The sequence below is a fragment of the Sphingobium xenophagum genome (genome assembly GCF_002288285.1).
Taxonomy (GTDB): Bacteria; Pseudomonadota; Alphaproteobacteria; order Sphingomonadales; family Sphingomonadaceae; genus Sphingobium; species Sphingobium xenophagum.
The window spans coordinates 1,235,389-1,255,022 of record NZ_CP022745.1; the positions used below are offsets into that span (position 1 = coordinate 1,235,389).

Below are 19,634 nucleotides of genomic sequence, written 5' to 3' on the forward strand. Positions count from 1 at the left end.
AACGGAAATGTGTCTAGCGCATAGCCGTTTTGGCCAGCCCCTCGCAGTCCGCGTCGCGCGCCCGCGGCACCTTGTCGCCGGCAATCGCCTTGCCGATCATCTTCAATATGCCCTTGGCCGATCGCGCCTCGGTCGGCACGCGAATATCGGGCTGCTTGATCGTCCCGCCAATCGGCACCGTGCCGTTCAGCCGCAACAGGCTGCCCTGCTTGGGCTGACCGCTCGCTTTCAGCGCCATCACCTCGTCCGTCAGGCGGATCGTCCCGGCAATGCGCGTCTGGGCGCGTGACGTGTCGATCAGCACCGGGTTCGCGCGCGCCACGCCGTTGCTGACGTCGAAGCGCGCCACCACGCAGCGCAGCACCGCCATCTTGTCCTTGTCCACAGTCAGCCCCTTGCCGACATCCTGTCCCATCAGCGCCGCCGTGCGCGCCGGGATCGATCCGTCGCGCCCGACCAGCGCGATGGTGCCGGACGATCGCCCCACCGCCTGCCGGATCGTGCGGCCCGGTCCATTCAGGACAACCCGCCCGGCCAGCCCGCCATCGATCCGCGCTTCGGGGAAGAAATCCAGCAACCGCGCCGACCGCAGATTGAGCGCCAGTTCCAAACGTGGCCCACCCTGCCGCTGATCGACCGCCAGGCGGCCCGTCAATATCCCGCGCGTCAGGCCGAGCCGCAGCGGTTCGACCACCAGTCGGCTGCGTTCCAGACTCAATGTGCCGCGCAAGGAACGGAACGGGCTGGAACCGGGCCATAACAGCCTGTCGGCCCGCACCTCCAGGCGTCCATCGGTCCGCGCCATGTGCGTCAGGTCGATCGCCGTATCGGGAATCAGCCGTTCGCCCAGCTTCGCGCGCTTGGCCGCCGCCCTGCGCTTGCCCTCGTTGGACGACAGATCGTCGAAATCGAACCGTGCCGACGCGATCGCGCCGTCGATGCGCGTGCGGCCATCGCGTTTGCGGATGGTGGCGTGCCCTGCAATGTCGGACCGGCCGATCGTGCCTTTCAGATTCTCGATGGTCCAGTCGGGCCGGTTGCGCACGACCTGCGCCGCCAGTCGCACGGGCTGGGTGCCGGGCAGGCCCGCCTCTATGATCGCATCCAGCACGCGCAGGTCGATCGCATGGCCAGTCACCTTGCCGCGCAAATGGCCGATGTCGAGCGGCCCATCCATCGTGCCGTCGATGGTCATGCCCACGGCCTCGCCGGCAATCTCCGCCTTGAACGGCCAGCGCGCACCCGTCTTGTGCCCCACGATCGGCGCGCCGCTGGCGGTCACCCGAACCGGATGGCCGCGGACATCGCCCGTGCCCGACAGGCGTAATCCCCTGGCGTCGACCGTCAGCGCCGCGTCGACCGATCGACCGCGCTTGTCGTCGCGATAGGCGATCCGGCTGTCGCTGACCGTCAGGCTGCGCAGGGCCGGGCGCTGCCCCTTGTCGTCACTCGCGCGGCTGCGCTCGCCGCTCCAGCTTTCGCGTCCGTCGGCGGCGCGATAGAAGGACAGGCGCGCATGCGCCAGGTCCAGCCGTTCCAGCACCGGCCCGCCGGTCAGCAGCGCCAGCGCGGAAAAGCCGACCCGCGCCTCGCCAACCCGCGCCAGATCGGCGTTGCCCGGCGCCCAGTCGGGCTGCGGCACCTTTATGTCGGTCAGGCGCACGACCGGGTGAAAGGACAGGCTATCCTCGCGCACCATGGAGCCGATCGTGACCCGCTTGCCGATCCGGTCCGACAGGCGATCCTCGATCCGGCCCTTGAACATGCCCCATGGAAATGCCGCCAGCAGCAGGATCAGCAGCCCGATCAGGACAAGCAGCCCGACGCCAATGCGGACAGCCCATCGCGATCCTGCTGTCATCCCCACGGCGCACCCCCTCCTGCAACGGCCTCATCGCCGTGCCGCGCTCAACGCACGACTCGCCGCAGGGTTCAGAGGCGAACGGGGGAGGGGAGCGGCTCGCCTGCGAAATGGGCGAACAGATTGGCGATCAGCATCTGCGCCATTCGCCCTACCGCCTCGTGCGTCGCCCCGCCGGTGTGCGGGGTCAGCACCACATTGGGCACATCCACCCAGCGCGCGGGGTCGGTCGGTTCGGGGTCGAACACGTCGATCGCGGCTCCCCCCAGATCCCCGGATTTCAGCGCAGCGATCAGCGCTGTTTCATCCACCAACTGCCCGCGCGCGACATTGACCAGCAGCCCGTCCGGCCCCAGCGCATCCATGATCGCCCTGGAAATCATGCCCCGATTGCTTTCGTCCGCGCGCGCCGCGACCAGCAATATGTCGCTCTGCCGCGCCAGCGCCTCCAGACTGTCGGTGCGGGGCCAAGGGAGGGCAGGCTTGTCGCGCGGCCCCCACCAGTTCACCTGCATCCGCATCGCCTGCGCCCGCTCCGCCACTGCAATGCCGATCGACCCCATGCCGATAATCCCCAGCCGCGCCCCGCCCATCGACCGGGTGCGCGTCTTGGCCTCGATCGTCCACAATCCCGCCCGCAAATGCCGGTCGCCACCCACGATCCAGCGGCGATGGGCGATCATCAGCCCGATCGCATGGTCCGCCACATCCTGCGCATTGGCATCGCCCGCGTGGGTGACCGCAATGCCGCGCGCCTTGGCCAGCGCCAGGTCCACCCCGTCATAGCCCACGGTGAAGCAGGCGATCAGCGACAGGCGCGGCATTGCGTCGATCAGCGATCGGTCCAGCGCGAATTCGCCTGCCCATATCACCGCATCGACGCGCGCCAGTTGCGCGGCGTCGGGCTTTTCCCAAAGGGCGATGACGTCATGATCGCTTGCCAGCAGCGGCAGCAAGGGGGCCAGCAAGGGCTGGCCCACCAACAGAAGCGGTCGATCCACCTTGTCGCCCATCTCAGCCGATCGCCCGCAACGCCTGGGCAAAATCGGCGATCAGATCATCGGCATCCTCGCAGCCGATCGAGATACGGACCATATTGTCGCCAATCTCCAAAGCCGCCTTGCGCGCGGCCGGCACCGACAAATGGGTCATCGCGGCGGGATGGCTCGCCAGCGTCTCGGTCCCGCCCAGGCTCACGGCCAGCTTGGCAATCTTGAGCGCGTCGAGAAAGGCGAACGCCTCCGCTTCGCCACCTTTCAGGTAGAGCGAAAAGGTCGATCCCGCCCCGCTGCAATGGCGCGCATAAATATCGCGCTGCCGTTCGCTTTCGGGAAAGCCCAGATAGACGATCTTCTCCACCTGCGGCTGGTCCTTCAGCCAGGCGCACACCTTGGCGGCATTTTCGCCCGCCCTGCTCATCCGCAATTCCAGCGTCTCCAGCGACCGCAACAGCATCCAGGCGCTATGCGGGTCCAATATGGTGCCGATCGTATTGCGCATCAGCCGGATGGTGGTGATCAGCGCATTGGACCCCAGCACCCCGCCTGCGACCAGGTCACTATGCCCGCCGGCATATTTGGTCAGGCTGTAAATCACCAGATCCGCGCCATGGGCCAGCGGTTTCAGCCATAGCGGCCCCAGAAACGTATTGTCGATCGCGATCGGCGGCACATGCGCTTCGCCGTCGAACAGGAAGTTGCGCCGCGCGACAACCGCTTCGATGTCGACCAGTACGTTGGTCGGATTCGCCGGGCTTTCCAGATAGATAAGCGCGACGCGGCCAAGCCCCTTGGCCTTTTCGATCACTGCGCCAATCTCTTCCTCGGTCGCGCCAGCGGGAAAATCGAGCCACTGTACGCCAAACTTGCCCAATATCCGCCCGATCAGCGATTCGGTCGCGGCATAGAGCGGCGCTGAATGGACGATCACGTCGCCGGGTTGCACCATCGCCAGCAGGGTGGTGGCGATGGCCGACATGCCGCTGGAAAAGAGCAGGGCGTCCTCCGCTTCCTCCCACACCGACAGGCGGTCTTCGGCGATTTCCTGATTGGGGCCATTGAAGCGCGAATAGACAAGGCCGTCCGATCCGCCCGGCCGGATGCCCGTCACGCCCTCGAAATGCCGCTTGCCCGCCGCCGCGCTCTCGAACGCGAAAGTGGAAGTAAGGAAAATCGGTGGCTTGAGCGACCCTTCCGACAAAGTGGGGTCATAACCATGGCCCATCATCAGCGTCGCGGGTTTCAGCGGACGCCCGTCAATCTCCATGATCGGCGGCTTGGGACGGCGGCGGTTGGGTTCGACCCCGCTAAGGTCGGCTTCGGTTTCGCCCGGCATATATATCTCCTGCTCGATACGGCGTCTGTTGCGCCGTTCCTGATGGCATGATGATAACGCAGGGATGGGGCGGAGGGCCAGAGGTGTGCGTAAGAATATTTCGCCCGATGGTATTTTAGTTACCAGGGTTGCGCGACTTGGACGAAGGCGGTGACACCGGGCCAGCGCCTCCCTACATCGCTGTCATGGACATCCTCCCCCCGGTGCTGGAGCAATGGTTTGCCGCGCGCGACTGGACGCCGCGCGTCCATCAGCGCGCCATGCTCGCCGCCGCGCGCCGGGGCGATCATGCGCTGCTGGTCGCCCCCACCGGCGCGGGCAAGACGCTGGCCGGGTTTCTGCCGACGCTCACTGACCTCATCGAACAGCCGACCGATCGGCTGCACACCCTCTATGTCTCCCCGCTCAAGGCGCTGGCGGTCGATGTCCGCCGCAATCTCCTGACCCCGATCGAGGAGATGGCGCTGCCGATCCGCGTCGAAACCCGCACCGGCGACACGCCATCGGACCGCAAGGCGCGCCAGCGGATCAAGCCGCCGCACATATTGCTGACCACGCCCGAATCGCTCTCGCTGCTGCTCAGCTATCCCGATGCGGCGCTGATGTTCGCGGATCTGCAAACGGTCATCGTCGACGAAGTCCATGCCTTTGCCACGCAAAAGCGCGGCGACCTGCTCAGCCTGTCGATGGCGCGGCTCCAGAGGATCAATCCCGGCCTGCGCCGCGTCGCCCTGTCCGCGACCGTCGCGGATGTCGACGCCTACCGGGCCTGGCTCGCGCCCGATGGCGATATCGACACGGTTGCCACGGTGCTGGGCGAAGCCGGCGCGGAGCCGAACGTCACCATCCTCATCCCGCAAGGGCGCGTCCCCTGGTCGGGCCATTCGGGCAAATATGCGGCCAATCAGGTCATGGCGGAAATCGCCGCGCACCAGACGACCTTGGTATTCTGCAACACGCGCGGCTTGGCCGAACTCATCTTTCAGGAATTATGGTCGGCGAACGACGCCAATCTGCCCATCGCCATCCACCATGGCAGCCTGTCGATCGAGGCGCGGCGCAAGGTGGAAAGCGCCATGGCCGACGGCAAGCTGCGCGCGCTTGTCGCCACCGCCTCGCTCGACCTTGGCGTCGACTGGGGCAATGTCGATTGCGTGATCCAGATGGGCGCGCCCAAGGGATCGTCCCGCCTGCTGCAACGCATAGGCCGCGCCAACCACCGGCTCGATCAGGCGAGCGAGGCCATCCTGATCCCCGGCAACCGCTTTGAATATCTCGAAGCCCGCGCGGCGCTCGACGCTGTTGAAGCGGGCGAACGCGACGCCGATGATTTTCGCGCGGGCAGCCTCGACGTGCTGGCCCAGCATGTCATGGGCCTCGCCTGCGCCGGGCCGTTCCGTGAAGAGGACATGCTGGCCGAAATCCAGTCCGCAACGCCCTATAGCGCATTGACGCCCGACGCCTTCGCCTCCGTCCTCCATTTCATCGAAGGCGGCGGCTACGCCCTGCGCGCCTATGACCGGTTCAAGCGGCTGACGCACGATCCTGATGGCAACTGGCGCGTGTCCCACCCGCGTTTCATTCAGCAGCATCGCCTGAATGCGGGCATCATCGTCGATCAGCCAGCGCTCGCCGTCCGCTTCGCCAATGGCCGCAAGCTCGGCACGGTGGAGGAGGGGTTCGCCGCCCAGCTTACCCCCGGCGACAGCTTCTTCTTTTCCGGCATGGCGCTGGAAGTCGTCAGGATGGACACCAGCGACCTGATCGTGCGGGCGACCTCCAAACAGGCCCGCATCCCCAGCTGGGGCGGCACCCGCATGGCCATGTCCACGCGCCTTGCCGAAAGGGTCCGCACGTTTCTGGCACAGCCCGATCAATGGCACCGCGTCCCGCCGGACGTGCGCGAATGGCTCGACATGCAGAAACTGCGCTCCGTCCTGCCGCAACCGGGTCAGCTGCTCATCGAAACCTTCCCGCACGAAGGGCGTCATTATCTGCTCTGCTATAGTTTCGAAGGCTGGAATGCCCATCAGTCGCTGGGCATGTTGCTGACCCGGCGGATGGATGCCCAGGGGTTGATGCCGCTGGGCTTCGTTTCCAATGACTATGCGCTGGCCATCTATGGCCTGAAGCCTGTCACTGATCCCAAAAGCCTGTTTTCCGCCGACATTCTCGACCATGAATTTATCGACTGGGTCGAACAGTCGAGCCTGCTCAAGCGCGCTTTCCGCGACGTCGCCGTCATATCCGGCCTGATCGAGCGGCAGCATCCGGGCAAGCGCAAGACCGGGCGGCAAGTCACCTTTTCGACCGATCTCATCTACGACGTGCTGCGCAAATATCAGCCCGACCACCTGCTGCTGAAGGCCGCTTGGGCCGATGCGCGTGCGCGCATGACCGATGTGGGGCGGCTGGGCGACCTGATCGATCGTGCGGCCACGACCATGTTGCATGTCAGCCTTGACCGGGTCAGTCCGCTCGCCGTCCCGGTGCTGATCCTCATCGGTCGCGAGCAGGTCGCGCAAAGCGCGGCGGAGGACGCGCTGCTGATGGAGGCGGAGGCGCTGGTCAATACAGCCATGCGCGCGGATTAGACAGGCGGGCTGTCGCCTGTGTCCCGCTCACCCCCGCAGCCCTTCAGCACACCATCGGCAAAGGCCACCGCCACCCGGTCTGACCATAGCGCGTCGCTCATGCCGTCGCTGCACGGCCCCTGGCTGATCGTCATGGCGAAGCCGTCGCCGATGTAGCGGATCGTGCGTTTCTCGCTCGCGCGCGCCACCGCAAATTGCATGGGGCCTTGGTCGGGTCGTTCAAGCGTCGCGACCGTTCCGCGCACCGTCACGGCCCAGAACGGCTCGGTGCCGATGGCGCGATAATCGGGCTGCGGCTGCGCTTTCACCGGGGGTGCTTTCGGGGGTGCCAGCGTTTCACGTGAAACAGGAAAGCGATTATTTTTCAGATTCTTGGGCTGCGAAACAGGCGCAGCGACATTCTCTGGCGGCGCGCTGTTCACCACCACCGGCACCGTCTGCATGACCGACGCTGCATCATTGTTCGGCTTACTGTCGCAGCCAGCCAGCCCCGCGCCCATCGCCACGAGGCCAGCCAGCCGCAGCCCGATCATGTCTAGACGTCCAGATTGGCGACGTTCAGCGCATTGTCCTGAATGAACTCGCGGCGCGGTTCGACCACTTCGCCCATCAGGCGGCTGAAAATCTCGTCGGCGACATCCGCCTGCTCGACCTCCACCCGCAGCATCGATCGATTGTCGGGGTCCAGCGTGGTTTCCCACAGCTGTTCCGCATTCATCTCGCCCAGCCCCTTGTAACGCTGGATCGCCAGACCCTTGCGCCCGGCGGCCAGGATCGCGGCCAGCAATTCGCTTGGCCGGGTCACCAATGTCGAACCCTTCGCCGCGACCGCTGGCAGATCATCCTCGCCCGCATCCTCGGCCGCCTGCGCGGCCTTCGCACTCACCAGCCGCGATGGCGTCACATAGCTTTGCGATTCCTCGCTCGCCAGCGTGTGCAGCTTGCGCGCTTCGGCCGAACCGACAAAGCCATGCTCGATGACATGATGGTCGGTCACGCCGCGCCACAGCCGCTCGAAATGGAAGCCGCCTTCCTCCGCGATCCGGCCGGTCCATTTGCCCTCCGCATCCTGCGCGCCCATCCATGCAACCGCAGCCGCCAGTCGCTCTGCCTGCGCATCTTGCGACAATTCCGGGTCCAGCGCGCCGGTCAGGCTCAGCGCCTCGATGATCGCGGGATCATAGCGGCGCGGGACATAGCGCATCACCGACCGCATCCGTCGCGCATGATCGACCAGATTTTTAAGGTCATGGCCGGTCCGGCTGCCGCCCGGTCCGTCCAGCACCATCGATTCGACGCCATTGTCGACCAGATATTGCTCCAGCGCGGCGTCGTCCTTCAGATATAGTTCGCTGCGCCCCCGCGTCGCCTTGTACAGCGGCGGCTGGGCGATGAAGAGATGCCCGGCCTCGATGATCTGCGGCATCTGGCGGTAGAAGAAGGTCAACAGCAGCGTACGGATATGCGCGCCATCGACATCGGCGTCGGTCATGATGACGATCTTGTGGTAACGCAGCTTTTCGATGTTGAAATCGTCGCGAATGCCGGTGCCCATCGCCTGAATCAGCGTGCCGACTTCCTTGGACGAAATCATCCGGTCGAACCGCGCGCGCTCGACATTCAATATCTTGCCCTTGAGCGGCAGGATCGCCTGATTGTGCCGGTTGCGGCCCTGCTTGGCCGACCCGCCTGCCGAATCGCCTTCGACCAGGAACAGTTCGGACTTGGCCGGATCGCGTTCCTGACAGTCGGCCAGCTTGCCGGGCAGGCTGGCAATGTCCAGCACCCCCTTGCGCCGGGTCAGTTCGCGCGCCTTCTTGGCCGCTTCGCGTGCGGCGGCGGCGTCGATCACCTTCTGGACGATCATCTTGCCATGGGTGGGATTTTCTTCCAGCCATTCGGCCATCTTGTCGGCCATCAGGCTTTCCAGCGGCTGGCGCACTTCGGAACTGACCAGCTTGTCCTTGGTCTGCGACGAAAATTTGGGATCGGGCAGCTTGACCGACACGATCGCGGTCAACCCTTCGCGCATATCCTCGCCGGTCAGCGACACCTTCTCCTTCTTCAACATGCCCGACTTATCGGCATAATTGTTGAGGGTGCGGGTCAGCGCCGCGCGGAATGCGGCCAGATGGGTGCCGCCGTCGCGCTGCGGGATGTTGTTCGTGAAACACAGCACATTTTCATAATAGCTGTCATTCCATTCCAGCGCGACGTCGATGGTCACATCGTCGCGGGTGCCGGAAATGGCGATCGGCTCCGGCATCATAGCGACCTTGTTGCGATCGAGATATTTGACGAAGGCCGCGATGCCGCCTTCATAATAAAGCTCGACCGTCTTGCTTTCCTCATGCCGCGCATCGGTCAGGAACAGGCGCACGCCGCTGTTGAGGAACGCCAGTTCGCGATAGCGATGCTCCAGCTTGTCGAAATCATATTCGGTGACATTCTTGAACGTCTCGGCGGAAAACAGGAAGGTGACCTTGGTGCCCTTCTGCCCCGGCGCCGCCGGACCCAGAACCTTGAGCGGCGCTTCGGCGTCGCCGTTGCGGAACCGCATCCAATGTTCCTGCCCGTCGCGCCAGATGTTCAGTTCCAGCCAGTCGGACAGGGCGTTCACCACGGACACGCCCACGCCATGCAGGCCGCCCGACACCTTGTAGGCATTGTCGTCCGACGTATTCTCGAACTTACCGCCCGCGTGCAGCTGGGTCATGATGACCTCCGCCGCCGACACGCCTTCTTCGCTGTGGATGCCGGTCGGGATGCCCCGGCCATTGTCCATGACGCTGACCGATCCATCGGGGTTCAGGGTGATGTCGATCCGGTCGCAATGGCCGGCCAGCGCCTCGTCGATCGCATTGTCGCTGACCTCGAACACCATATGGTGCAGGCCCGATCCGTCGTCCGTGTCGCCAATATACATGCCGGGCCGCTTGCGCACGGCGTCCAGCCCTTTCAGCACCTTGATGCTGTCGGCGCCATATGCGTTGCTGTTCGGGCTATTCTGGGGTTCGTCGCTCATGCCGAGCATATAGGGAAAGCCTTGCTGAAACTAAAGCGAAACATGGTGCCTTTCCCCGCACGCCAGACCAGTCTATCCCCTGTGCCATGACGCGCGCCATCGCCCTGATTTTTCTGCTCGCCGCCTGTTCCGACAGCCGCGAGGTGCTGGATGAATTGCCCAACAGTTCGCTGGCGGGCGCACCGCGCGCCGACGTGTCGGAAAGCCGCATGGACGCGCCGGTCGCGCGCGCCGTGACGATTGGGGAGGATGGCCCGCGCCTCGACGCCTGCGGCGGCATGGGACAGGTGCTGCGCACCGGGGCAGGGGGGCAGCCGCTGCGCGCCGCCCCCTTTGGCGATGCGAAGGTGCTGGCGACCCTCAACGAAGGCGATCGCGCCTATATCTGCACCCGCAGCCTCGACCAGAAATGGCTGGGCGTCGTGCTGGCACCGCCGCCTGCCGCCGACAATGGCGCGCAAGCCCCCGATTGCGGCGTCTCCTCCCCCGTCGATCGCAAACAGCCCTATGACGGCCCCTGCGTCAGCGGCTGGGTCGCCAGCGCCTATGTCCGGCTGATCGCCGGTTAAGCGCTAGTGGACCACTAGACCCCGCCCAGAAAGTCCATTTTCCCGATCGGCACACCCGCCTGACGCAGCAGCGCATAGGCCATGGTCAGGTGGAAATAGAAATTGGGCAGGGAAAAGGTCAGCACATGGGACCGGCCAGTGAAGGGAATGTCGGCGCCCGGCACCTTCAACACCACATCGGCATCCTCGCGCCCGTCGATCCGGTCGCGCGGCACCGCTTCCAGCAGTGCGATCGTCTTGGCGATCCGCGCCTGCAACTCGGCAAATGTCTGTTCGGTGTCGGCCATCGCCACCGGCTCCAGCTCGCCCAGTCGCGTCACCGTACCCTTGGCGGTATCGCAGGCGAACTGCACCTGCGCGGTCAGCGGCTTCATGTCGGCGATCAATTGCGCGCCGGTCAGCGTCGCCGGGTCGATCCCCTTTTCGGCGGCAAAGGCAGAGCCTTTGTCGAGCAGCCCCGACAGCGCGTTCAGCCCGCGGATGAAGACGGGCACGGTCAGATCATATAATGCGGTCGCCATGAAGCGTCCCCCTCTCACTGGATGCCGGTGAATACCAGCTTCTGCACGCGCCGGCCGGTATTGACCTCGGTCGCATAGATATTGCCCTCGCTGTCGGTATCAATGCTGTGCAGCCAGGTAAATTGTCCCGCCTGCCGTCCGACCCGGCCGATCGCGCCCAGCACGGCATGCGTCTTGCGCTCCAATATCCAGATGCGCCCGTTCATCATGTCCGCGACATAAAGATAGGTCTGGTCGGGATCGGGCGAAAAGGCGATGTCGGTGACTGTATGGGTGCCGCCCGTCTCGCCCGCGATCACCAGGTCGCGCACGAACGTCAGGTCGCCATCCTTGCCCCGCTTGAAGAGCTGCGCGCGATTATTGTTGCGATCGCAGACATAGACATGCCCGTCCCTGGTCGGCACGACGCAATGGACGATGTCGGCGAAGGTCTGCGCCTTGGGATCGGCGATCTTGCTCGGGTCGACCGCATGGCTCTGGTCGAACGCGCCCTGTCGCGTCGGCGCGATCGGCGGCCTGGCATAGGCGCCCCAACGTCCCTTATAGCCATTGGTGCGCGCGTCATATCCGATCACCCGCCGGTTCACATAGCCGTCGGAAATCAGCACCATGCCGTCGGAATGATTGACATCGGACGGGTTGCCCAACTGGTCCGTCGCATCATTGCCGCCGGTTTTGCCGCGCTGGCCGAACGCGCGGATGAAGGTGCCGTCGGCACGGTAATTCAGCACGACATGATCGTCCTTGCCATTGCCGCCGAACCAGACTGTTCCCGCTGCATCGACGAAGATGCCATGCAGGCTGGCTGGCCACTGGTTGACGCCGCCAACGCTTGGCGCGCTGTCCGGCCCGCCCCAACCGCCCAGATAGCGCCCGTCGCTGGCAAAATGGACCACGGGCGGGGCTGGCTTGCAACAGACCGCGATCGGCGGGCTTTGCGCCAGGCCCGTGTCGGTCGCGGTCAGGCTGTGCGGGCGATGAACGACCCAGACCGAATCGTCGGGCGCGACCGCCACACCGCTCACCTGGCCCAGCAGCAGGTCGGCGGGCATGGTCGGCCATGCCGCATCGACCTTGAACCGCGGCATTTTGGTGCCCGCCGGCGCGACCTGTTCAAAGGCCAGCGGGGCGAGCGCGCGCTCATCGGGCGTTGCTGCGGTCAGGGTCAGTAACAGGGCGGCGGCGAGGAGGGGGCGCATCGGTCGGCTCCGCTATCAGGATGGGGCAGGCGGATCATGCCCGGATAGCCGCCCCGGTCAATCACTGTTCAGGCGATCGCTGCACGCGCCGACGCGTCTATGCGGAACCAGGGCAGGGCGTGATGGACGATCCAGCCGATGCTCATGGCATAGAGGATGGTCCCGACGCCCACGGTCCCGCCCAACAACCAGCCGATCGCCAGCACGCTGATCTCTATGCCGGTACGGACCCATTTGACCGGCCACCCGCTGCGGCGGCAAAATCCGGTCATCAACCCGTCGCGTGGCCCCGGCCCCAACCCCGCGCCGATATAGGCGCCCCCGGCAATGCCGTTCAGCACGATGCCCGCAGCCAGCCAGGTCGCGCGCATCATATAGCCTTCCGGCACCGGCAGCAGCATCAGCGACAGGTCCACCGCCATGCCGATCAGGATGATATTGGTCACCGTGCCGATGCCCGGCCGCTGGCGCAGCGGCCACCACAGCAACAGCACGATGGCGCCGACCAGATTGACCGTCATGCCGAAACTTAAGCCAAGCCGGGGCGCAATCCCCTGATGCAGCACGTCCCAGGGATCGAGGCCCAGATTGGCGCGCAGCATCAGCGCCATCGAAAAACCATAAAGGCCAAGGCCCCAGAATAGCTGGAAAAGGCGGCGGTGCATCATCATGGGCAGGCTTCTTCTTCACAATTGGCCTTTTCCAAAAGGACCATTTCGACATAAATGGCCCTGACCATCCGCCAATTGGATCAGATCATCATGTCCACTTCTTTCCTTCGCCCGCCTTCCCTGCTCCGCCTGCTGGGTGCATGGCGCGCGCAGGACAGCGCCCAGCCCGCCTATCGCCAACTGGCGCAGGCGTTGCGGATGCTGGTGCTCGACGGGCGCGTGGGGCTGAACGTCCGCCTGCCGGGCGAGCGGGAACTGGCCGCTGCGCTTGGCCTGTCGCGCACCACGATCGCGGCGGCGTTCGACCGGCTGCGGGACGAAGGCTATCTGGAAAGTCGGCAGGGATCGGGCAGCGTCACCCGCCTGCCGCCGGGCCGGGTCGAACCACCCCAGGCGGACATTGACATGATCACCGGCGGCAATCTGCTCAACTGGACCCATGCCGCGCTGCCCGCTGCGCCGGGCGTCGGTCGCGCGATGCAGGCGGCGGTCGAGGCGCTGCCCGCCTATCTGGGGGATCTGGGCTATGATCCGCTCGGCCTGCCCGTCTTGCGGCGCGCGGTCGCCGCCCATTTCGATCGGCGCGGTTGCCCGACGGATGCGGATCAGATCATCATCACCAATGGCGCGCAGCAGGGCTTTTCGCTGCTGCTCCACTGGCTTGCCGGGCCGGGCGATCGCGTCGTGATCGACCACCCGACCTATCACAACGCGATCCAGGCGTTGCAGCGCGCGCATGTCGTGCCGGTGCCGGTCGGCCTGCCGGCTCATGGCTGGGATATTGACGCCATGGACGCGGCTTTTCGCCAGACCGCGCCGCGCTTTGCCTATCTGATCGCCGATTTCCACAATCCCACCGGGCGCAGCATGGACCCGGCGACTCGTCGCGCGCTGGTCGCCGCCGCCACGCGCAGCCACACGCCGCTGGTGATCGACGAAACGATGGTGGCGATGGGGCTGGACTTCGCCCCGCCCCCGCCGGTCGCGATCCATGATCCGTCCGGGCGGCAGGTCATCACCATGGGGTCGGCCAGCAAGATTTTCTGGGGCGGGCTTCGGGTCGGCTGGATTCGCGCCGATCCGCAGACGGTCGCGGCCCTTGGCCGCCTGCGCACGACGACGGATATGGCCAGTCCCGTGGTCGAACAGCTTGCCGTGGCGCACCTGATCGACGCCGACGAAGGGCTGGGTGCGCGCGCCGACATGCTGCGCGGGCGGCGCGACCATCTGCTGGCGCTGCTCGAACAGCATCTGCCCCATTGGCGGGTCGAATCGCCGGCGGGCGGCCTGTCGCTCTGGGCCGAACTGCCCCGTGCGGAGGCGACCGCGCTCGCCGCGCTGGCCGAAAGCCTGGGCGTGCGGGTCGCCGCCGGGCCGCGATTCGGCGTCAGCGGCGCGTTCGAACGCTTCCTGCGCCTGCCCTTCACCCTGCCCGAAGCCCAGCTTGCGATCGGCGTGGAACGGCTGGTCCAGGCGGACGCCCATCTTCACGCACGGACCCCCAGGGGTCGCGATTCGCTGGCGCTCGCGCTGGAGGCGGACCGATTAATCTGACAGGTGGCGCCCGTCAGGCGTCGATGCCGACAATCTGGTCGATGGTGGCAAAGCCGTCGCGCGCCATCAGCGTCTTGAGACCCTGATTGATCCGCTTCGCCAGATACGGCCCTTCATAGACCAGCGCGCTGTAGAGCTGGACCAGCGACGCGCCTGCGCGGATGCGGGCATAGGCCTGCTCCGCATTGCCAATCCCGCCAACGCCGATCAGCGGCAGTCGATCGCCCAGCAAGCGACGGAAATCGCGTAATTTTTGTAACGACAGGTCAGTCAGCGGCGCGCCCGACAGCCCGCCTGTTTCCCCTGCATGGGCCGACCGCAGCGCCGGGCGCGTGATCGTGGTGTTGGACACGATCAGCGCGTCGACCCGGTGGTCGAGGCAGGCGGCGGCAATATCTTCCACATCCGCCGGTTCCAGATCGGGTGCGACCTTCAGGAAAATCGGCGTCGCGCGGCTACCCCGCGCCGCCATCACCGCGCCCAGCAACTCGTCGAGCGCAGCGCGATCCTGCAAGGCGCGCAGGCCCGGCGTGTTGGGGGAGGAGATGTTGACCGTCAGATAGTCCGCCAGCGGGGCCATGACCTGAACCCCGGTGACATAGTCGGCGATCCGGTCGGTCGCATCCTTGTTCGCGCCGATGTTGATGCCGATCACCGGCCCTTCCCCCACCGGACGGCGATAGCGCGCGATCCGGTCCGCCGCCGCGCCCTGTCCGCCATTGTTGAAGCCGAAACGGTTGATCACCGCCCTGTCCTCGACCAGCCGGAACAGCCGCGGGCGGGGATTGCCCGGCTGGGCCAGGGGGGTCAGCGTCCCCAGTTCGGCAAAGCCAAAGCCCAGCCCGTGCATCTTGTGCGCGACTCGCCCTTCCTTGTCATAACCAGCCGCCAGGCCGACCGGGTTGGGGAAATGGAGTCCCGCGACCGTGCTGGCGAGCGCCGGATCGGGCGCCAGCGGGGCCGGAGTCGGCATCAGGCGCAGCGCGGCGATCGACAGATTATGGGCGCGCTCGGCATCCAGAGCGAACAAAAGCGGGCGGATCAGACGGTAGGGCATGGCCGCGCTATGCCAGCGGCGGGGCGGCCCGTCGAGTCGCTGTTGCAGCATGGCAACAGACTCGCCCCACGTCATTTCATAACAGGAAACGTCATGTTTGGGATCGTTTTCGGCGAAAAAATGTCTGATCCGTCCAATAATATTGCCGCGATTCGGGGGTAAAGCGTCCCTGCGACCCGAAGGCTCTTAGGCTTCCAGCCGATGAGACCTTTTCCTGACCCGGCAATGCAAATTGCCGGGTCATTTTTTTGTGCGGCGCAACAGAAAACAACAAAAGTTACGATTCATTATCCATCCTGCTTGCGCGGCGGCGATGTTGGCGCATAGTAAATCCCAACTGGGGTAAGAATATGGGGTCGCATAACATCGACAGGACCGGGGGCGGTGTCGCTCTGCCGGACGACCGGGGGCCACTATCCTATACCGTGGCGGCTGCGCAGGGGCCGGTGCGGTTGCGTTACTTTGCCCCACCGGAACATTTACGCGCCTATTTCGGCTCGCTCTATCTGTTCACTGTGTCGGCGGAGCAATATGCCGACGCAACCCGTGCCGATGTGCCACAATTGCGCTTCATGCTGAGCGGCGGGGGCCATTATCATTTTCAGGACGGCGTAGCGATGGCGACGCCCGACGTCTGCCTGCTTGGCCCCACCATGGGCGCGACCCGGTTCGAACTGGACCGGCCCGCACGCGTCGTGGGCATTTCGCTGCTGCCCGCCGGCTGGCTGGCTCTATATGGCAAGGATGCCAGCCTGCTGGCGGACCGCTTGTGCGACATGGCGGCGGAAAAGGGCGATGCCTATACACGCCTGCTCGATGATCTGCGCGCGCTGGACGATGATCAGGCGGACGTTATGGCGGCGCTGTGCTGGGCGCGACTGGGCGCAAAGATCAAACCGCCGCGCCGGGCCATCTGGACGCTGCTCCATGCGGTCGACGCCTGGCTGATGGACGAAGGGTCGCCGCGGATCGAGATATTGGCCGAAACCACTGGCCTGTCCCCGCGCCAGCTCGCCCGGTTGACCAACAAATATTATGGCGCGCCGCCCAAATTGCTGGCCCGCAAATATCGCGCTTTGCGCTGTTCGGCCAAGATCGCGCTCGATCGGGAAAGCTGGCAACTCATGTGCGAGGAAGCGGGCTTTTACGACCAGTCCCACTTCATCCGGGAAATCAAGCATTTCATCGGCCTGACCCCGCACCAGTTGCAGACCGAACCGTCCGCCGTCGCGCAACTGACCCTGCTGCGCCGGTCGCTGGGTGGGGATGTGGCGACGCTCAACCGGCTGAGCTGAAGCAAGGGCAAAGCCAAAAAAGCCTTGATAATTGATGCGGGCGGGACCAAATGCCCAATCAGACGAATTTAGTCTGATTTGAGAATGGTTCGCAACGCGCATGAAATTGTCCAGCTTCGCTGACTATGCCGTGGTCCTGATGTCGGCCGCCGCGCGCCATTGCGGCGCGGCCAAGATGAACGCGACGACGCTGAGCGCGGAAACCGGCATTCCGCTGCCTACCGCGCAGAAGCTGGTGAGCCGCCTGTCCGCTGCGGGCCTGCTCGAATCAAGTCGTGGCACCGGGGGCGGCGTGCGCCTGTCGCGTCCCCCCGCCACGATCACGCTGGCCGACGTGGTGGAGGCGGTCGAAGGACCGATCGCCATGACCGCCTGTGCCGACACCGGCGCGCATGACTGCACGCTGGAGCAGGACTGCCGCATCCGCCCGCATATGAATGTGGCGAACATGGCGATCCGTTCGGCGCTGGCCGGGGTTACGATCGCGAGTTTGACGAGAGAATTGGCATGACCGAAGTGACGACCAGAGAAGCGCGCAATGCCCAGGCGCAGGAGGCCGCCGATCGTGCGTCCACCTACGAACATGGCTGGGCGTCGAACATCGAACAGGACTTCGCGCCAAAGGGGCTGAACGAAGACACGGTCCGCTTCATCTCCGCCAAGAAAAATGAGCCGCAATGGCTGCTCGACTGGCGGCTGAAGGCTTTTGCGATGTGGCAGACGATGACGCCACCCGACTGGGCAAAGCTCAACGTCCCGCCGATCGACTATCAGGACGCCTATTATTACGCCGAGCCCAAGAAGAAGGTGGAACTGGATTCGCTGGACCAGGTCGATCCCGAAATCCTCGCCACCTACCAGAAACTGGGTATCCCGATTGCCGAGCAGGAAATGCTCGCCGGGGTAAAGGGCAGCCGCCGCGTCGCGGTCGACGCCGTGTTCGACTCGGTGTCGGTCGCCACCACGTTCCGCAAGGAACTGGAGGAAGCGGGCGTCATCTTCCGCTCGATCAGCGAAGCGGTGCGCGAATATCCCGATCTGGTGAAGAAGTGGATGGGCAAGGTCGTGCCGATGCACGACAATTATTTCGCGACGTTGAACTGCGCGGTCTTTTCTGACGGCACCTTCGTCTACATCCCCAAGGGCGTCCGCTGCCCGATGGAACTCAGCACCTATTTCCGCATCAATGCGGAAAATACCGGCCAGTTCGAACGCACCCTGATCGTCGCCGACGAAGGCAGCTATGTCTCCTATCTCGAAGGCTGCACCGCACCGATGCGCGACGAGAACCAGCTTCATGCCGCCGTCGTCGAACTGGTGGCGCTCGACGATGCGGAGATCAAATATTCGACCGTCCAGAACTGGTATCCCGGCGACGCGGACGGCAAGGGCGGCATCTATAATTTCGTGACCAAGCGTGCGCTCTGCCAGGGGCGCAATTCCAAGGTCAGCTGGACGCAGGTGGAAACCGGCAGCGCCATCACCTGGAAATATCCCAGTTGCGTGCTGAACGGCGAAAACAGCGTAGGCGAATTCTACTCGGTCGCGCTCACCAACAACAGGCAGCAGGCCGACACCGGCACCAAGATGATCCACAACGGGAAAAACACCCGATCGACCATCGTGTCGAAGGGGATCAGCGCGGGACGCAGCAACAACACCTATCGCGGCCTCGTCCGCGTCGCGCCCGGCGCAGAAGGCGTGCGCAACTTCACCCAGTGCGACAGCCTGCTGCTCGGCGACCAGTGCGGCGCGCACACCGTCCCCTATATCGAGGTGCGGAACCCTAGCGCCCAGATCGAACATGAAGCGACCACCAGCAAGATCAGCGATGATCAGCTCTTCTACGCCATGCAGCGCGGCCTGGACCAGGAAAGCGCCGTCGGCCTGATCGTCAACGGCTTCGCCCGCGAAGTGCTGCAACAACTACCGATGGAGTTCGCGGTCGAGGCGCAGAAATTGCTGGGGATCTCGCTGGAAGGGTCGGTCGGCTAGTGGGCAAGCAGACTGACCTGAACGACTGGGCAATCCAGATAGACTCCCCTCCCCTTCAGGGGAGGGGCCGGGGGTGGGGCGTCTCGGCCGGGCAGCTCGATTCGATGGCAACTTACGCCCGCACCAATCGTCGCAATCCGACCGAGCCGGAAGTGCGGCTATGGAGCATTCTCGCTCATTCGCAGCTTGGAGGCTATAAATTCCGTCGCCAAGCCGTGATCGGCAACGCCATCGCTGATTTCTTGTGCCCGCGCAAAGCGCTAGTCGTGGAAATAGATGGGCACACGCATGTCGATCATAGCGCTGATGCGCGGCGCACTGACCAGTTGGAAAGGCTTGGCTATCATGTCTTTCGGATCACGAATGATGACGTGATGTGCAATCTGGAAGGCGTGGGACGAGCGCTGCTCGATTGTCTCGAAAGCCTCCCCGATCGGCGAACGCCCCACCCCAACCCCTCCCCTGAAGGGGAGGGGCTTTCTCCCTCTCAAGGAACAGAATTTTGAGCGACGAAGACGATATTCAGGATGCCCTCGCGGATTTTGCGGAGGATGTTGGCAATGGCCAGTCATGGACCGCCGCGATCCGCATCCTGACCGAGGATTATGAGCTGGAGGACGGCGAGCTGGAACAGCGCGCCCGCGCCGATTTCGGCGATCTCGACACATTCGAGGCCGACAGCCGCGCCGCGCTGGACAAGGCGGACGCCGCGATGACCGAGAAGCTGCGCAAGGACAAGGCGTTCCACAAGGCGAAGGCCCCCAACCTGGCCCGCATGGGTCCGGTCAGCGAATTCGTCGTGGCGCTGCTCGAAAAAGGGCCGCCGGAAGAGAATGTCGACTGGTGGCCCTATATGCCGATCAAGCGGCATATCGACACGCTGTTTCCGGCGCCCGGTGACGTGCGGGACATGGCCTTCTGGACCGCCCGCACGCTCCAGCGCGCGCACGAAGGATAAA

At 64.8% G+C, this 19,634-nt stretch carries 17 protein-coding genes; 8 read left to right on the forward strand and 9 right to left on the reverse strand.

The window, feature by feature from the left end:
* Positions 1-13: 13 nt before the first annotated feature.
* The 3 genes from CJD35_RS05975 to CJD35_RS05985 all read right to left on the reverse strand — a co-directional run bounded on the left by CJD35_RS05975 (position 14) and on the right by CJD35_RS05985 (position 4,195).
* Positions 14-1,861 carry an AsmA family protein gene (locus CJD35_RS05975; protein WP_017183224.1) on the reverse strand — a complete coding sequence of 616 codons (1,848 nt, stop codon included), beginning with the start codon at positions 1,859-1,861 and terminating at the stop codon, positions 14-16.
* Positions 1,862-1,932: 71 nt separating this feature from the next.
* Positions 1,933-2,874 carry a 2-hydroxyacid dehydrogenase gene (locus CJD35_RS05980; RefSeq protein ID WP_017183225.1) on the reverse strand — a complete coding sequence of 314 codons (942 nt, stop codon included), beginning with the start codon at positions 2,872-2,874 and terminating at the stop codon, positions 1,933-1,935.
* 1 nt (position 2,875) lies between these two features.
* Positions 2,876-4,195, reverse strand: a complete 1,320-nt coding sequence (locus CJD35_RS05985) for a cystathionine gamma-synthase family protein (RefSeq protein WP_017183226.1) — start codon at positions 4,193-4,195, stop codon at positions 2,876-2,878.
* A 185-nt stretch (positions 4,196-4,380) separates the two neighbouring features.
* Here CJD35_RS05985 and CJD35_RS05990 point away from each other — a divergent pair, with 185 nt between their 5' ends.
* A complete protein-coding gene (locus CJD35_RS05990; protein WP_051034304.1) occupies positions 4,381-6,789 on the forward strand; it encodes a ligase-associated DNA damage response DEXH box helicase in 2,409 nt (802 codons plus the stop codon).
* Here the strand turns inward: CJD35_RS05990 and CJD35_RS05995 are convergent.
* A complete protein-coding gene (locus tag CJD35_RS05995; RefSeq protein WP_017183228.1) occupies positions 6,786-7,322 on the reverse strand; it encodes a hypothetical protein in 537 nt (178 codons plus the stop codon). The two genes, CJD35_RS05990 and CJD35_RS05995, sit on opposite strands and share 4 nt — an antisense overlap.
* Positions 7,323-7,324: 2 nt before the next feature.
* On the reverse strand, positions 7,325-9,814 hold the full coding sequence (gene gyrB, locus CJD35_RS06000; protein ID WP_026002480.1) for a DNA topoisomerase (ATP-hydrolyzing) subunit B: 2,490 nt from the start codon (positions 9,812-9,814) through the stop codon (positions 7,325-7,327).
* A gap of 86 nt (positions 9,815-9,900) precedes the next feature.
* Here gyrB and CJD35_RS06005 point away from each other — a divergent pair, with 86 nt between their 5' ends.
* The gene (locus CJD35_RS06005) at positions 9,901-10,383 is read left to right on the forward strand and encodes a hypothetical protein (protein ID WP_017183599.1); all 483 of its coding nucleotides are present in this window, start codon (positions 9,901-9,903) and stop codon (positions 10,381-10,383) included.
* A gap of 14 nt (positions 10,384-10,397) precedes the next feature.
* Here CJD35_RS06005 and CJD35_RS06010 read toward each other — a convergent pair whose 3' ends face one another.
* The 3 genes from CJD35_RS06010 to yczE all read right to left on the reverse strand — a co-directional run bounded on the left by CJD35_RS06010 (position 10,398) and on the right by yczE (position 12,774).
* On the reverse strand, positions 10,398-10,904 hold the full coding sequence (locus tag CJD35_RS06010; protein ID WP_017183598.1) for a DUF1993 domain-containing protein: 507 nt from the start codon (positions 10,902-10,904) through the stop codon (positions 10,398-10,400).
* 14 nt (positions 10,905-10,918) lie between these two features.
* Positions 10,919-12,103 (reverse strand): NHL repeat-containing protein, encoded by a 1,185-nt coding sequence (locus CJD35_RS06015; protein ID WP_017183597.1) that lies wholly within the window; start codon positions 12,101-12,103, stop codon positions 10,919-10,921.
* 68 nt (positions 12,104-12,171) lie between these two features.
* Positions 12,172-12,774, reverse strand: a complete 603-nt coding sequence (yczE, locus tag CJD35_RS06020; RefSeq protein ID WP_017183596.1) for a membrane protein YczE — start codon at positions 12,772-12,774, stop codon at positions 12,172-12,174.
* A gap of 90 nt (positions 12,775-12,864) precedes the next feature.
* Here yczE and yczR point away from each other — a divergent pair, with 90 nt between their 5' ends.
* Entirely contained in the window at positions 12,865-14,328 is a 1,464-nt protein-coding gene (yczR, locus tag CJD35_RS06025; RefSeq protein ID WP_026002479.1) for a MocR-like transcription factor YczR, read from the forward strand.
* A gap of 13 nt (positions 14,329-14,341) precedes the next feature.
* Here the strand turns inward: yczR and CJD35_RS06030 are convergent, their stop codons facing one another.
* Positions 14,342-15,385, reverse strand: a complete 1,044-nt coding sequence (locus CJD35_RS06030) for a quinone-dependent dihydroorotate dehydrogenase (RefSeq protein ID WP_026002478.1) — start codon at positions 15,383-15,385, stop codon at positions 14,342-14,344.
* 350 nt (positions 15,386-15,735) lie between these two features.
* Between CJD35_RS06030 and CJD35_RS06035 the strand changes: the two genes are divergently transcribed.
* From CJD35_RS06035 to CJD35_RS06055, 5 genes are all read left to right on the forward strand, one after another.
* The gene (locus CJD35_RS06035) at positions 15,736-16,680 is read left to right on the forward strand and encodes a helix-turn-helix transcriptional regulator (protein ID WP_017183593.1); all 945 of its coding nucleotides are present in this window, start codon (positions 15,736-15,738) and stop codon (positions 16,678-16,680) included.
* Positions 16,681-16,780: 100 nt separating this feature from the next.
* The gene (locus tag CJD35_RS06040; RefSeq protein WP_017183592.1) at positions 16,781-17,191 is read left to right on the forward strand and encodes an RrF2 family transcriptional regulator; all 411 of its coding nucleotides are present in this window, start codon (positions 16,781-16,783) and stop codon (positions 17,189-17,191) included.
* Positions 17,188-18,675, forward strand: a complete 1,488-nt coding sequence (sufB, locus tag CJD35_RS06045) for a Fe-S cluster assembly protein SufB (RefSeq protein WP_017183591.1) — start codon at positions 17,188-17,190, stop codon at positions 18,673-18,675. Before CJD35_RS06040 ends, sufB begins: the two co-directional genes overlap by 4 nt.
* Positions 18,675-19,181 carry an endonuclease domain-containing protein gene (locus tag CJD35_RS06050; RefSeq protein ID WP_244917225.1) on the forward strand — a complete coding sequence of 169 codons (507 nt, stop codon included), beginning with the start codon at positions 18,675-18,677 and terminating at the stop codon, positions 19,179-19,181. Before sufB ends, CJD35_RS06050 begins: the two co-directional genes overlap by 1 nt.
* The gene (locus CJD35_RS06055) at positions 19,178-19,633 is read left to right on the forward strand and encodes a hypothetical protein (RefSeq protein ID WP_017183589.1); all 456 of its coding nucleotides are present in this window, start codon (positions 19,178-19,180) and stop codon (positions 19,631-19,633) included. The genes CJD35_RS06050 and CJD35_RS06055 overlap by 4 nt, the downstream gene beginning before the upstream one ends.
* The last annotated feature ends 1 nt before the right edge of the window (position 19,634 follow it).

Coding starts and splice junctions, on each gene's coding strand:
- yczE (WP_017183596.1), bottom strand. CDS start 12,774: ATGATGATGCACCGCCGCCTTTTCCAGCTATTCTGGGGCCTTGGCCTT.
- CJD35_RS05995 (WP_017183228.1), bottom strand. CDS start 7,322: ATGATCGGGCTGCGGCTGGCTGGCCTCGTGGCGATGGGCGCGGGGCTG.
- sufB (WP_017183591.1), top strand. CDS start 17,188: ATGACCGAAGTGACGACCAGAGAAGCGCGCAATGCCCAGGCGCAGGAG.
- CJD35_RS05975 (WP_017183224.1), bottom strand. CDS start 1,861: ATGACAGCAGGATCGCGATGGGCTGTCCGCATTGGCGTCGGGCTGCTT.
- yczR (WP_026002479.1), top strand. CDS start 12,865: ATGTCCACTTCTTTCCTTCGCCCGCCTTCCCTGCTCCGCCTGCTGGGT.
- CJD35_RS06015 (WP_017183597.1), bottom strand. CDS start 12,103: ATGCGCCCCCTCCTCGCCGCCGCCCTGTTACTGACCCTGACCGCAGCA.
- CJD35_RS06030 (WP_026002478.1), bottom strand. CDS start 15,385: ATGCCCTACCGTCTGATCCGCCCGCTTTTGTTCGCTCTGGATGCCGAG.
- CJD35_RS05980 (WP_017183225.1), bottom strand. CDS start 2,874: ATGGGCGACAAGGTGGATCGACCGCTTCTGTTGGTGGGCCAGCCCTTG.
- CJD35_RS06040 (WP_017183592.1), top strand. CDS start 16,781: ATGAAATTGTCCAGCTTCGCTGACTATGCCGTGGTCCTGATGTCGGCC.
- CJD35_RS06035 (WP_017183593.1), top strand. CDS start 15,736: ATGGGGTCGCATAACATCGACAGGACCGGGGGCGGTGTCGCTCTGCCG.
- CJD35_RS06010 (WP_017183598.1), bottom strand. CDS start 10,904: ATGGCGACCGCATTATATGATCTGACCGTGCCCGTCTTCATCCGCGGG.
- CJD35_RS05990 (WP_051034304.1), top strand. CDS start 4,381: ATGGACATCCTCCCCCCGGTGCTGGAGCAATGGTTTGCCGCGCGCGAC.
- gyrB (WP_026002480.1), bottom strand. CDS start 9,814: ATGAGCGACGAACCCCAGAATAGCCCGAACAGCAACGCATATGGCGCC.
- CJD35_RS06005 (WP_017183599.1), top strand. CDS start 9,901: ATGACGCGCGCCATCGCCCTGATTTTTCTGCTCGCCGCCTGTTCCGAC.
- CJD35_RS05985 (WP_017183226.1), bottom strand. CDS start 4,195: ATGCCGGGCGAAACCGAAGCCGACCTTAGCGGGGTCGAACCCAACCGC.